Consider the following 12,117-nt stretch of genomic DNA (forward strand, 5'->3'; position numbering starts at 1 on the left):
TTATTGGAGAGTCCCTAAAAAAAGAGCCGGGAATCCCCGGCTCTTTTTTCGGCTTTAACAGCGCAAATCAACGTGTATACAGCGGCAACTCCACATACTTGGTATGCAGCAGTTCATGGGCCTTATGCCCATTGGGCTCACCCAGGAATTCCTTGTACACCTGGGTAATAAAAGGATTCTGATGTGAACAACGGAGCTTCGACTGGGTATCATCCTTGTAGATGCCTTCGGTGCGGAGCTTGCGGACTTCGTCGGTGCAGCCGTAGGGCTGTCCGCCGCCGCCTATGCACCCGCCCCTACAGGCCATGACTTCCACAAAGTGATAGGGGGTTTCCTTGCCTGCGTCGCGGGCATCGCGGATTTTGTTCAGCACCGCTTCGATGTTACCCATCTGGTGGGCTATGGCGATCTTGATCTTCGTACCGTTGCCGAAATCCACCTCGGCTTCCTTGACGCCGTCAAGGCCGCGGGCAGGGAGGAAGTTCACGTCGCCCAGCTCTTTTTTGGTTACAAGGAAATAGGCACTGCGGACTGCGGCTTCCATGACGCCGCCTGTAACGCCGAAGATGGTTCCGGCGCCGGTATAGGGGCCCATGGGGCTGTCGGCTTCTTCGTCATCCAGTTTGAGGATCTCGATGCCCGCCTGTTTGATCATGCGGGCCAGTTCCCTGGTGGTGATGACGATGTCCACGTCAAAGCCGTGGCCGGCGCTTTTCATGTCGTCGTTGCGGTGGCTTTCCCACTTCTTGGCGGTACAGGGCATGACCGACACGGAGTAGATCTTGTTGGGGTCTACGCCGGCCTTTTCCGCCCAGTAGGCTTTGATCATGGCACCCATCATCTGCTGGGGGCTCTTGGCAGTGGAAAAGTTGGGGATCATGTCCGCGTAGTACTTTTCCATGTAATCGACCCAGGCAGGGCAGCAACTGGTGATAAGGGGAATATCGCTACCTTTGGTGGTGAGGCGTTTTACGAGTTCTGTGCCTTCTTCCATTATAGTGAGGTCAGCCGAGAAGTTCGTGTCGAACACGGTTTTGAAGCCCAGACGGCGGAGGGCGGCGTAGATCTTTTTGGTAAAGACCGTTCCGGGGGGCAGGCCGAATTCTTCAGCGAGAGCCACGCGGACTGCGGGGGCGATCTGCACCACGGGGTGGACATCGGGGTTCTGCAAGGCGGACCATACTTTTACGGTGTCGTCCCGCTCGTAGATGGCCCCTACCGGGCAATGGGCGGCGCACTGGCCGCACTTGATGCAGGGGCTTTCGCCCAGGGGGGCGTCAGCAGCACTGGCGATTCTTCCCTTGATGCCGCGGCCGAGGAATTCGATGGCCCAGACATTCTGCACTTCCTGGCAGACTTTGACACAGCGTCCGCAGCGTATGCACTTTTCGGGGTTCAGCACGATGGCAGGATTACTGTCATCAATTTGAAGGCCGTTGGCGATATGCTTGAAGGGCAGCTCTCTGATGCCGAATTCGGCGGCCAGGGTCTGGAGTTCGCAGTTCCCGTTGCGGGGGCACTGGAGGCAATCGCTTGGATGGTTTGAAAGAATGAGTTCCACCACAGTACGGCGGGTTGCGAGGATTTCAGGATCATGGGTGATGATCTGCATGTTGTTTTCGCAGGGGGTCGTACAGGCCCGGGCCATACGGGGGGAACCGGGACCGCCGGTGCGGACTATGCAGAGGCCGCAGGACGCCCAAGGGGGAAGATCGGGGCTATAGCAGAGGGTAGGGATTTTAACATTGACCTTCCGGGCAGCGTTCAGAATTGAAGTCCCCTCCTCCACCGTTACATCAATGCCGTTTATTTTAAGGTTGACCATTATTTACTCCTTATACCTTTGCCACCGCGCCGAATTTGCAGGCTTTGAAGCACTCGCCGCACTTGAGGCATTTTTCGGGATCGATGCGATAGGGCGGCCGTTTTTTGTCGGTTCCCTCCACCTGGGTGATGCAATTGGCAGGACACTTTTTGGAACAGGCGCCGCAGCCTATGCACTTGTCAAGGTTGATTTCGAAGCGGACAAGCTTCTTGCATTTGCCGGCCCGGCACTTTTTGTCCCGGATATGTTCGAGGTATTCTTCCCTGAAGTTCTTTACCGTGGACAGGGTGGGATTAGGCGCAGTCTGGCCCAGGGCGCAAAGAGACGCCTTTGACATGGCCTTGCCTATGGTTTCAAGTTTTTCAAGGTCCGCTTCGGTGCCATTGCCGCCGGCAATTTTGTCGAGTATGGCAAGGAGCTGGCTCGTGCCTATGCGGCAGGGTGAACACTTGCCGCAGGATTCGTCAACGCAGAACTCCATGTAGAAACGGGCCACGTCAACTACGCAGTCGTCTTCGTCCATGACGATCATGCCGCCTGAACCCATCATGGAGCCGTTTTTGACAAGGGTGTCAAAGTCGATGGGGGTGTCCAATAACGCTTCGGTCAGGATGCCGCCTGAGGGACCGCCGGTCTGGACGCCCTTGAACTTCTTGCCGCCCTTGATACCGCCGCCGATTTCAAAAATGATCTCCCGCAGGGTGGTTCCCATGGGAACTTCCACAAGGCCGGAATTTTTGATTTTTCCCGTGAGGGCGAAAACCTTGGTGCCCTTGGATTTTTCAGTTCCGATTTTTGCAAGCCATGCGCCGCCCTTGTTAGTGATAACCGGCACGTTCGCCAAAGTTTCAACATTGTTGATAATGGTGGGTTTCTGCCAGAGGCCCTTGTTGGCCGGGAAAGGAGGCTTGGGAACGGGCATGCCCCGGTTCCCTTCGATGGACTTGATGAGGGCTGTTTCTTCGCCGCACACAAAGGCGCCGGCGCCCAGACGGATTTCAATGTCGAAATCGAAACCCGAGCCGAGTATGTCTTTACCAAGGAGGCCGTATTCCTGGGCTTGCCTGATAGCGATCTTGAGGCGTTCAATGGCCAGAGGATATTCGGCGCGTATGTACACAAAGCCCTGGTGTGAACCAATGGCCTTACCCGCGGTGATCATGCCTTCGATGACCGAGTGGGGGTCGCCTTCGATGGTTGACCTGTCCATATAAGCGCCGGGATCGCCTTCGTCGGCGTTGCAGATAACGTACTTTACGTCGCCGGGAGCCTTGCGGGCAAAGTCCCATTTCATCCAGGTGGGAAAGCCCGCGCCGCCCCGGCCCCGGAGGCCCGAAACTTTCATTTCTTCGATAGTCTGTTCGGGCGTCCACTGGAACAGAACTTTTTCGAGGCCCAGATAACCTTCGCGGGCTATGTACTCGTCGATGTTTTCAGGGTTGATAACGCCGCAGTTACGGAGAACCACGCGCACCTGCTTCTGATAGAATTCGATGTCTTCCACAGCAGTATTGCTTTTCTTTTCGGCATCGCCTTTATAAAGGAGGCGGGGAACTTCGCGCCCTTTGACGATCTGTTCCGCGATGATCTCCGCGGCGTCTTCGGGCTTTACGTCCACATAGAAGGAATCTTCGGGCAGCACCTTGACGATGGGCCCCCGTTCGCAGAAGCCGAAGCAGCCGGTCTTGACAATCTGTACCTGATTTTTGACGCCCAGCTTTTCAGCATTGGCAATCAGGCTCTTGTAGATTTCATCGCCTTTGTTGGATTCGCAGCCCGTACCGCCGCAGGTTAAAATGAAGTGATTATAGGCCATTCTATTATCCCCCTTAACCTTTCATGATGTCGGCGGCAGGCCGGTCGAGGATGTGGTCATCCAGAAGCGCCTTGCCCACGAGGTGTTTTGAGACGATTTCCCTGGCGCAGGCGGCGTCTACTCTTCCGTAGATGACCGTGGGCATGCCGGGCACAAGAACTTCCACAGTGGGTTCCGAGTGACAGAGGCCCATGCAGCCTGTTTGCCGCACCAGGACACTGTCCACCAGTTTGTGATCATCCAGGGCGCTGAGGAAGGCGTCCAATGTCACCTTGGCGCCGGCGGCGATACCGCAGGTTCCCATGCCTACAATAACCTGGATTTCCTTACCCTCAGCTTCTCTGCGCTGAATGTCGGTTTTTTTGGTATCCCGCAGTTTGCGCAGATCATCCAAACTCATTTTAGCCATTTTCCTCTCCTTCCTTCATTCGTCATTTTGATCGTCGTTAACTTCTATAGAACGTAAATACCTATCCAGCAAAATCATGGACTGGGTATCCTCAAGATCCCCGCCCAATGCTTCGGCAAGTTCCGTCTTGCGGACCTCGTAGTGAATCTGCTTCCCGCCCATTTCACAGACCCTGCGGATAACCAGTTCCTCGGGCCCCTGGAAAAGCAGCACTATTCTGAACATCCCGCTCAAGTCGCCCACAGGCGGCGTATCCACATTGGACACATCAAACCAGGCGGAAACCTCAGTCCCGTGGGCAAACCCTTCAGGATCCACAGCCTTTACGGAATCCATCTTCCAGCCGCCCCCCGATTGCTCCGCAGTCTGGATCAGGAAGGGAACCCCCAGGCCCACCTTGCGGTGGGGATGCTTGATCCCGTCGGTCACGAAAGGATCCTGGGCCCTTTTCAAACCTTCAGGGCTCATGCCCTTGCCGTTATCCTTCACAATAAAACGGAATTCAGGATTGCCATTCGCCCCGTGTTCCGTTTCCCTGATTTCAAGCTCTACAAGATCAGCCCCCGACTCCGCAGCGTTCTGAGTAATATCAGTCACCAGATCGCTCAAGGTAAAGTGCAAAAAAACCTCCAGTTTTTTTGCTTAGGAGTTTTCCAAAGGAAAACTCCATGAACCGATTTTCCCCATATTAGGCATTCCGGTATTTGGCGATAATTTCGGGGATCATTTCCTTGGTAAGCTTGCCGTAGGTGTCGTTGCCGACGGTCATGACCGGGGCAAGGCCGCAGCAGCCTACGCAGCGAACGGGGTCAATGGAGAAAAGGCCGTCTTCGGTGACGCCCCCTTCGGCAAGACCCAACAGGCTCCGCGCCTCTTCGATAAGATCCTGGCCCCCTTTAAGGTAGCAGGCAGTGCCGAGGCACACGGAGACCTTGTGCTTCCCGGGCTTGGTGGTCTTGAAGAAGTGGTAGAAGGTGATGACCCCGTAGATGCGGGCCAGAGGAATTCCCGTAAGGTGGGAGAGCTTTTCTGCCGATTCCCGGGAAATAAAGCCAAAGGTTTCCTGTGTCTTGTGCAGAATCATGATAAGACTGCCGGGTTTTACCTTCCATTCGTCGATGAACGAGATCAGATCCTGGGGAAACGTGATGTCCCCCGAGCTAGCTTTTGCTGCCATGGATACCCCCAATGAATAGATAAAAATTTATCGTTAAACAATACTCATATTCTATAACTAAAGGGATAATTTAGCAATATGGAAAACTGCCATCCCCGAAAATGGCCTGCATGGGGGCTTTTAGCTCCTTGCGCACCAGCTCGCCAATGATCTGGGCAAGGTCGTGTGTTCGGCTTTGGCACATTAAAAAGACAGATATAAACCCCGATGATTTTGCGTATATTCCCCTGGTTCTGAACGAGTTTGACACCATGGAATATACCGAAACGGATAAAAAAGGAAACAAAAAGCTGCTATTCAAGAAAAAAATTGATAGCCAGATATATCTTGCAACAATAGAGCGCGGCCTGCATAAAGCAGAAATACGCACATTATGGAAAACGCCCTGACAAGGTGCCTCGTGCTGACCTTTCGATCCCCTTGAGCCAACGTCTAGGAGCCGCAGCCCCAAACGACCCTTGCCGGCCGACTAATATAAATATACATCATAACCTCAAAAAAGACAAGCATTACACATGGAAGACTGCCACCTCCGAAAATGGCCTGCATGGGGGCTGACAAAACCAGTGCTGCTAACCTTTACTTTCGGCGCCATGCGCCTATAATCCGCTTTTCCGCTGCGGTATCCTTGACAAAAACCCGCGCCAAAGCTAGCCTGAATCATGGTTCAAGTTGGCTCTTTGCTTATAGTAAACTACCCCCCCCATTCCCATCGGATTACTAGGATATAATAGTTCTCGCCATTTTAATTCCTCAAATCATGTCCCGGCCATTACCGGGCATTTTTTATGGGAAACGGTGTTTCCCTTCCGATTCAACATCGCCGCTCGTGCGGCCCATAGCAAGGAGTAAGAAATGACCTATAGATGTTATTCAAAAGAAACCCGCGAAGGGTTCGGCGGCAAAGATCCCGACCGAGATGATCCGGCGTCAGACGCCTCGCCTGAAATTGCAAAAACATTGGAATTGCAGAAAATAAATTCGCGCCGCGCAAAGGCAGTGGCCGCCGCCGGAATGATGGGATTTGCGACAATATTCGGTGCATGCAAACAGCCGACGGATTCAACAACTCAGCAACAGCCGAAAGCATGCGAATGCCCGAATGGAACGGAACACCCATACGGAACAACAATGCCGTGTTGTGATGGCGAAGATTGCACATGCACAGTGGCACAACTGCAAAAACCAGCATTTGAGGATTTTTTCCTTTTTGATGGAACCATTAGCCAATTAGTAAAGGACCAATTTATATCAGCATACGCAACACTTGATGCAGAGTTTGTTGTAGATTTGAAAAATAACTATAAATCTCCTGTATATGTATATGGAGATCCTAATAATTATGGTGATGTGTATGATGATTCTATAGTTTACTTTATGGGTGAAATTACATTGCAAGGAAATCATGGGGAATTGACTGCGGCTATATTAAAAACAATGTTGGATGAATATAAAGCAGATCCATATAATAAATTAGTCGCCTTAAAATCAAATAACAAACAATTTTTGGCATTGGGCAAACAGTTCAATAATGCAAAGAATACCGTTCGGCTCAGCCGCGCGGCATTTTCGCGCCCACAATTACAGGCGTAATTGGCAACGCAAGGGTACCAGGCACCGAATTTGTCGGTGTGTCCTCCCATACCACGCTATACAAATTACGATGCATCTCTTAAAAACATCGATCCAAACCGCTAAACCGGCGGCCGGTCCCTGATTATGCTGTAGCGGCTATCTTTTCGCGCACTAATTGCCCGATGATCTCGACAGGAGTTTTGTGTTCGGCTTCGCAAGCGGATCGAATGTACGCTGCGGAAAGCTCGTCCACCGGCATCAGTCGCCGCGCAGGATTCGCAAAAAAACCGCCTTCATTTGGGCCCACTTTTGGGATATGGCTAGTATAGTATTCGTCTAAAGCCGCGGCTTCTTCATCAGTTAAGTCTTTCATCCTGTTCTCACTAACTAAGCGCAGTACCCACTACACCGATAGATGCTGGGCCTACAGTTTCTCGACAACTTCAAGGGGGAGGCCCAGAGCTTTGACGATCTTATCGACAGGAACGTCCAAGGCTTTTAAGCTTCGGGCCGAGTCGAGCTTGTTTTGCCTTTCCCGTTCTGCCTTCTCTGCCATCTCGGCGGTATACTTCTCTTCCAATTCTTCTGCATAAGTTTTAATCGTTGCCATCTCGGCAGCATGCTTTTCTTCCAGTTCTTCCGCGTAAGTTTTAATCTCTGTCACCAGCATAGTGTCCACTCCTTCCAATTCAGTATAGTCTGTATAGAGTTCCCTGAACAGTCTTTCCATAAGGGACTGTACCGTGTTGATATCCTTCTTTTCGAGGATTCCGGTATAGCCGCTCTCTTTGGTTAAAAGCGTAAGATCGTCTATCTGGCTTTTTAATTCAGCTGCCAGCAGCTTGAGTTCTCCCCTTGTTTTTGCCTTCTTTACTTTGTGCCTCAGTTTGAGAAGGTAAAAGGGAAACAACAGTATCATCTTTTGTTGAAATAATTCTTCCGGGGCATGGTCGTGGATCTTGAAGGTTCCTACCTTGTACTCGTGAATGCTGTTATCCGGGAATTCCAGTTCCAGCGTTATCATATCGGGGATTCTTCCCTGTGCGTCAAGATAGATGATTTTCGGCATGGGGAAGGTCAGGCGGATTTTCTCTTTTGTTAAAATCTGCGTATCCCTGGCCTGCATAAAGCCGTATTCAAAAACCCGGATGACCATTTCCCCGCCTTCCCGAGTCTGGGCCTCAAGGTTATAGGTATGGGAGTTATTGATTTTAATCATGGTATCTGAGCGGCGGAGACCAAGGCCATCGCCAATGTGCTCGGTGCTGAGATACTCCACGGGGCTGTCGGGGGGGAAATTGGTATTGAAGAGAGCGTTGATAAGATAGATCACGCCCCGGGGAGAAGAGGCAATGAGTTTTTTGAATACAAGGTCGAAAAGGTGTGCTGTCTCCATGACGCCTCCTGCGGGTGAATGAATTTCTTACCCTATATATGGCATCAGGATGCGTGGCGCTTCATTTTTTACTGCGCTTTTTTGTGAATTGATAAAAAATCGTACTATTTCCTGATAAAAATCCAATCAACCAACCCCGCCGCAGTGGGGGTGCCGGAATAGACCGGAACGGAGCCGCTTTAGCGGCGCAGCGAGGACTATGCAGGCAGGGGGAGCAGCGTAGATGCGTCTTGCACTGCAGCCGGCGAATGCCCCTGGGGTATACGCGTCAGGAGTGCGCCCCCTCCTTGGCTTACCAGCTCACTTCGTAAAACAGGGGGGTGTCGAGGACAAGGAGATCCAGGAGGGGGACTTCAAAGTCCGCCCTGGAACCTACGGCGGTTCCCCCGTGGATGAAGGCAATGGGGCCGGGCAAATTGAGGGAGGCCCTGATTTTGGCATTTTGAATTTCGTCCGCAATGGGCTTGCCGTAAAGGGTGGTTACCAGGTTCAGGTATTCCCTGCGGGAAATGGATTCGCCTGTGGCGGCTGGAGCCATGAGGGCGTTGAGGTAGTCCACCGCATCCGGCGAAAGCAGGGCCAGGACATCCGGCGCGGTCTGGAGATCCAGGGCAATGACGAGGCGGCCTGAGGGCTTAACATTCGCGCTGTTTGCGGAGGTATCGGTGTTGTCTGTATAGGTAACAAACTTTTTTTCGCCTACAGCAAGGAAATCCCCGGCCTTTGAAACCCCCACTGTGCCTTCTATGGCGGAAGGGGCGGTGTTTTTAAGGGAAACCGAGGCAATGCCCGGGGCAGATGCCATGGACTTGCCTATGGCCTGGCCGTCAAGGATGAGATCGGCAGAGCCTGAAGAGCCCATCATGGACTGGAAGCTTTTGATAAGGGATGTCATGCGGGGTTCGAGGCTGGTTTTAAGGATAAGATCCGCAGCCCCCCCCTGCTTCAATGTGCCGTCTATGCGGGCGGAACATGCAAGAAGCAGAACAAGGGTCAAAAAATTTACTGTAAAAAGGGCGAGCTTTTTTTTCGAAACCATGTTACTATACTAACAATATCGTTCTAAGTATTCTATACACAAGAGGTATCACATGGAGAATGCGTTCATACCCTGGGCATTTTTGGAAGAGTATCGGGGTAAGGCTTTTAAGGGGGAATGGCCTCCCCTGCCTGAAATGTACCGGATCATCGTCAGCCGTTTTGGAGAGCGGGCCTGCTTTACCATTTATGAGCCTGATCGCATCAGCCTGAATTATAACGAAGCCCTGAAGCTGATTGAGGCCGTGTCCCGCTGGCTCTACAGCAAGGGCATACGCCGGGGCGACAAGGTTGCCGTATCGGGGAAGAATTCGCCTGAATGGGCGGTGGCCTATATGGGCGTACTCTTTGCGGGCGCCACTGTAGTACCTATAGATTATCAGATTAAAACTGAAGAGATAGATCTGCTCCTCAAGACCTCGAAGGCCAAGATCCTTTTTATAGATGAAGAAAAGCACAACTACTATACCGGCAAGCACGCGGAATTCGGCTTAACCGAAATCATCTCCTTAAGAAAGGGCGTAGGAACCTACGTCTACGACATTGACGGCCCCTCGGCTCAGATCGAAGAACCCGGCGAATTCGATTTGGCGGCCATACTCTTTACCTCGGGAACCACCGGCATTCCCAAAGGCGTCATGCTGACCCATCAGAACCTGGTGTCCGACTGCTACCTGGCCCAGGGCACTCCATTTGGGGTGTACTATACCGATGTATTCTATGCCCTGCTCCCCATTCACCATGCCTATACCATGCTGGCGGTATTGATCGAAGCCATGTCCGAAGGCGCAGAAATAGTCTTCGGCAAAAAGATGGTCACCAAGGCCATACTCAAAGATCTTAAAGAAGCGAAGATCACCGTGTTCCTGGGCGTGCCCATGCTCTTCAACAAACTTTTGGCCGGCATACTCAAAGGCATCAGGGCAAAAGGCCCCATTGTATACGGCATAATCTGCGCCATGATGACCATTTCGGGGTTCATCAAAAAAGTGTTCAAAAAGAACCCGGGCAAGAAAATGTTCCACGCGATTTTGAACCAGGCATCCCTTGCTACCCTGCGGGTCTGCATCTGCGGCGGCGGCCCCCTGGCACCTTCGGTGTTCCGCAAGTTCAACCAGCTGGGCATAGACTTTGTGCAGGGCTACGGCCTCACCGAGACCAGCCCCATTATCAACCTCAATCCGATAGCCCATTACAAAGAAGCCAGCGTAGGCAAAAAAATCCCCGGCATCGAGATGAAGATACTTGATCCTGACGAAAGGGGAATAGGCGAAGTAATCGTCAAGGGCCCTGTGGTCATGAAGGGCTACTTCGAAATGCCTGCAGAAACCGCTGCTTCCTTGACCGCCGAAGGTTTCCTCAAAACAGGCGATCTGGGCTACATGGATGACGAGGACTATCTTTACCTCACGGGCCGCGCCAAAAACATGATAGTCACCGAGGGGGGCAAAAACGTCTACCCCGAAGAAATCGAGAACGAGTTCCAGCTCTTTGACGAGATAGATCAAATCATGGTGCGGGGTTATATAGCCGACAAGCGCATGAAAAAAGAAGAAATAGAAGCCCTGGTCTACCCGAATCCCGAAGCCCTCAAGGATGAATCAGGCGCTGTGCTTCCCAAGGCGGAGATCAAGGCCAGAATTGAAGCCATCATCGCCGAGGTGAACCAGCGTCTCCTCCCCTACCAGAAGATAACGCGCACCATTCTTCTCGAAGATCCCATGGAGATGACGACCACCAAGAAAATCAAGCGCGATAGTGTGTGATTGTTGCAAGAAGATTGAAGCCCCATGGTCTATATTGAGAGAAAAAAGCTGGAAGAATTCTGCGCTTCCATTTTCAGGGCTCTGGGGCTCCCCCATGAAGAAGCTTTGGATTCTTCCCGCATACTCACGGCTGCCGATGCCAGGGGCGTAAAAAGCCACGGCGTCGCCCGCATCAGGCGTTATGCCGAAGGCATCAAGGCAGGTCTTATAAAAGGCGGCATAACGCCGACGGTACTTCACGAAACACCTATCTCCCTGGTTCTGGATGCAGAGGGCGGCATGGGGCTTTCGCTCAGCAAGAAAGCCATGGAAAGCTCCATCGCAAAGGCAAAAGAACATGGCGTTGGGATCTGCGCAGTGCGGAATTCCAACCACTTCGGCATTGCGGGCTATTACGCCGAAATGGCGGCCAGGGAAGACATGATCGGCATTGCCATGACCAACACCGCCGCCCTGGGGGTTCCTACCTTTGCACGGGAAGCCGCCTTCGGCACTAACCCCATAGCCTTTGCAGCTCCCGGACTGGACGGAAAAATGTTCAGCCTGGACATGGCCAGCACCACTGTAACCCGGGGTAAAATGGAAGTATACGAACGCGAAAAAAAGCCCCTGCCGCCGGGCTGGGCAGTCGGCACCGACGGCCTCACCGCCCAGGACCCGGTTAAGCTCCTGGACGACATGCTCCGCCAAAAAGGCGGCGGCCTCCTCCCCTTGGGGGGCGAAGGTGAAAGCTTCGGAGGCCACAAGGGCTACGGCCTTGCCGTTATGGTAGACATACTCACCGCCCTCTGCTCGGGCGGCACATTTGGTCGCTCGGTAAAAGACAGTGAAATCACTTCGGCACGGGTTTGCCATTTCTTCATGGCCCTGCGTCTCGACATATTCCGAACCCCGGAAGATTTTAAGCGCGACATGAGCCAATTGCTCTGTGAACTCAATTCCCTCAAGCCCGCAACCGGGGCAAGCCGGGTCTATTACGCAGGACAGAAAGAACATGAAGCCGAGGCTGAGAGCAATGCTAAAGGCGTGCCCCTCGCCGAAGGTGTTTGGGAGACTTTGAAGAAAACAGCAAAGGAATTGGGAATAGCATACCAAGAAACTTTATAAATTTTTTA

Annotated in this window: 11 protein-coding genes; 3 read left to right on the forward strand and 8 right to left on the reverse strand. The window is 52.5% G+C overall.

Annotation, left to right across the window (positions count from 1 at the left end):
* Positions 1-67 precede the first annotated feature (67 nt).
* The 5 genes from TREAZ_RS12885 to TREAZ_RS12905 all read right to left on the reverse strand — a co-directional run bounded on the left by TREAZ_RS12885 (position 68) and on the right by TREAZ_RS12905 (position 5,227).
* Positions 68-1,825 carry an NADH-dependent [FeFe] hydrogenase, group A6 gene (locus TREAZ_RS12885; RefSeq protein ID WP_015712312.1) on the reverse strand — a complete coding sequence of 586 codons (1,758 nt, stop codon included), beginning with the start codon at positions 1,823-1,825 and terminating at the stop codon, positions 68-70.
* A gap of 10 nt (positions 1,826-1,835) precedes the next feature.
* Positions 1,836-3,641 carry an NADH-quinone oxidoreductase subunit NuoF gene (locus TREAZ_RS12890; RefSeq protein ID WP_015712313.1) on the reverse strand — a complete coding sequence of 602 codons (1,806 nt, stop codon included), beginning with the start codon at positions 3,639-3,641 and terminating at the stop codon, positions 1,836-1,838.
* A gap of 13 nt (positions 3,642-3,654) precedes the next feature.
* A complete protein-coding gene (locus TREAZ_RS12895) occupies positions 3,655-4,050 on the reverse strand; it encodes a (2Fe-2S) ferredoxin domain-containing protein (RefSeq protein ID WP_015712314.1) in 396 nt (131 codons plus the stop codon).
* Between the two features lie 15 nt (positions 4,051-4,065).
* Positions 4,066-4,671: an ATP-binding protein gene (locus TREAZ_RS12900; RefSeq protein ID WP_015712315.1), complete on the reverse strand. Its 606-nt coding sequence runs from the start codon at positions 4,669-4,671 to the stop codon at positions 4,066-4,068.
* A 67-nt stretch (positions 4,672-4,738) separates the two neighbouring features.
* Positions 4,739-5,227, reverse strand: coding sequence for an NADH-quinone oxidoreductase subunit NuoE family protein (locus tag TREAZ_RS12905; RefSeq protein WP_015712316.1), 489 nt, complete (start codon positions 5,225-5,227; stop codon positions 4,739-4,741).
* A gap of 855 nt (positions 5,228-6,082) precedes the next feature.
* Here TREAZ_RS12905 and TREAZ_RS12915 point away from each other — a divergent pair.
* Complete coding sequence (locus TREAZ_RS12915) at positions 6,083-6,820, forward strand: hypothetical protein (protein WP_015712319.1); 738 nt, start codon at positions 6,083-6,085, stop codon at positions 6,818-6,820.
* Between the two features lie 124 nt (positions 6,821-6,944).
* Here TREAZ_RS12915 and TREAZ_RS12920 read toward each other — a convergent pair whose 3' ends face one another.
* From TREAZ_RS12920 to TREAZ_RS12930, 3 genes are all read right to left on the reverse strand, one after another.
* Entirely contained in the window at positions 6,945-7,175 is a 231-nt protein-coding gene (locus TREAZ_RS12920) for a hypothetical protein (protein ID WP_043923099.1), read from the reverse strand.
* Between the two features lie 51 nt (positions 7,176-7,226).
* Positions 7,227-8,198, reverse strand: coding sequence for a hypothetical protein (locus TREAZ_RS12925; protein ID WP_015712321.1), 972 nt, complete (start codon positions 8,196-8,198; stop codon positions 7,227-7,229).
* A 292-nt stretch (positions 8,199-8,490) separates the two neighbouring features.
* Positions 8,491-9,237, reverse strand: a complete 747-nt coding sequence (locus TREAZ_RS12930) for a hypothetical protein (RefSeq protein ID WP_015712322.1) — start codon at positions 9,235-9,237, stop codon at positions 8,491-8,493.
* 52 nt (positions 9,238-9,289) lie between these two features.
* Between TREAZ_RS12930 and TREAZ_RS12935 the strand changes: the two genes are divergently transcribed.
* Both TREAZ_RS12935 and TREAZ_RS12940 read left to right on the forward strand, forming a co-directional pair.
* On the forward strand, positions 9,290-11,002 hold the full coding sequence (locus TREAZ_RS12935) for an AMP-dependent synthetase/ligase (RefSeq protein WP_015712323.1): 1,713 nt from the start codon (positions 9,290-9,292) through the stop codon (positions 11,000-11,002).
* 24 nt (positions 11,003-11,026) lie between these two features.
* Positions 11,027-12,109, forward strand: a complete 1,083-nt coding sequence (locus tag TREAZ_RS12940) for an Ldh family oxidoreductase (RefSeq protein WP_015712324.1) — start codon at positions 11,027-11,029, stop codon at positions 12,107-12,109.
* The last annotated feature ends 8 nt before the right edge of the window (positions 12,110-12,117 follow it).

The sequence above is a fragment of the Leadbettera azotonutricia ZAS-9 genome (assembly GCF_000214355.1).
In the GTDB taxonomy this organism is placed as follows: domain Bacteria; phylum Spirochaetota; class Spirochaetia; order Treponematales; family Breznakiellaceae; genus Leadbettera; species Leadbettera azotonutricia.

What these genes read in the sequence shown, in the direction of transcription:
- TREAZ_RS12885 (WP_015712312.1), bottom strand. Translation starts at nt 1,825, where the DNA reads ATGGTCAACCTTAAAATAAACGGCATTGATGTAACGGTGGAGGAGGGG.
- TREAZ_RS12890 (WP_015712313.1), bottom strand. Translation starts at nt 3,641, where the DNA reads ATGGCCTATAATCACTTCATTTTAACCTGCGGCGGTACGGGCTGCGAA.
- TREAZ_RS12895 (WP_015712314.1), bottom strand. Translation starts at nt 4,050, where the DNA reads ATGGCTAAAATGAGTTTGGATGATCTGCGCAAACTGCGGGATACCAAA.
- TREAZ_RS12905 (WP_015712316.1), bottom strand. Translation starts at nt 5,227, where the DNA reads ATGGCAGCAAAAGCTAGCTCGGGGGACATCACGTTTCCCCAGGATCTG.
- TREAZ_RS12915 (WP_015712319.1), top strand. Translation starts at nt 6,083, where the DNA reads ATGACCTATAGATGTTATTCAAAAGAAACCCGCGAAGGGTTCGGCGGC.
- TREAZ_RS12920 (WP_043923099.1), bottom strand. Translation starts at nt 7,175, where the DNA reads ATGAAAGACTTAACTGATGAAGAAGCCGCGGCTTTAGACGAATACTAT.
- TREAZ_RS12925 (WP_015712321.1), bottom strand. Translation starts at nt 8,198, where the DNA reads ATGGAGACAGCACACCTTTTCGACCTTGTATTCAAAAAACTCATTGCC.
- TREAZ_RS12930 (WP_015712322.1), bottom strand. Translation starts at nt 9,237, where the DNA reads ATGGTTTCGAAAAAAAAGCTCGCCCTTTTTACAGTAAATTTTTTGACC.
- TREAZ_RS12935 (WP_015712323.1), top strand. Translation starts at nt 9,290, where the DNA reads ATGGAGAATGCGTTCATACCCTGGGCATTTTTGGAAGAGTATCGGGGT.
- TREAZ_RS12940 (WP_015712324.1), top strand. Translation starts at nt 11,027, where the DNA reads ATGGTCTATATTGAGAGAAAAAAGCTGGAAGAATTCTGCGCTTCCATT.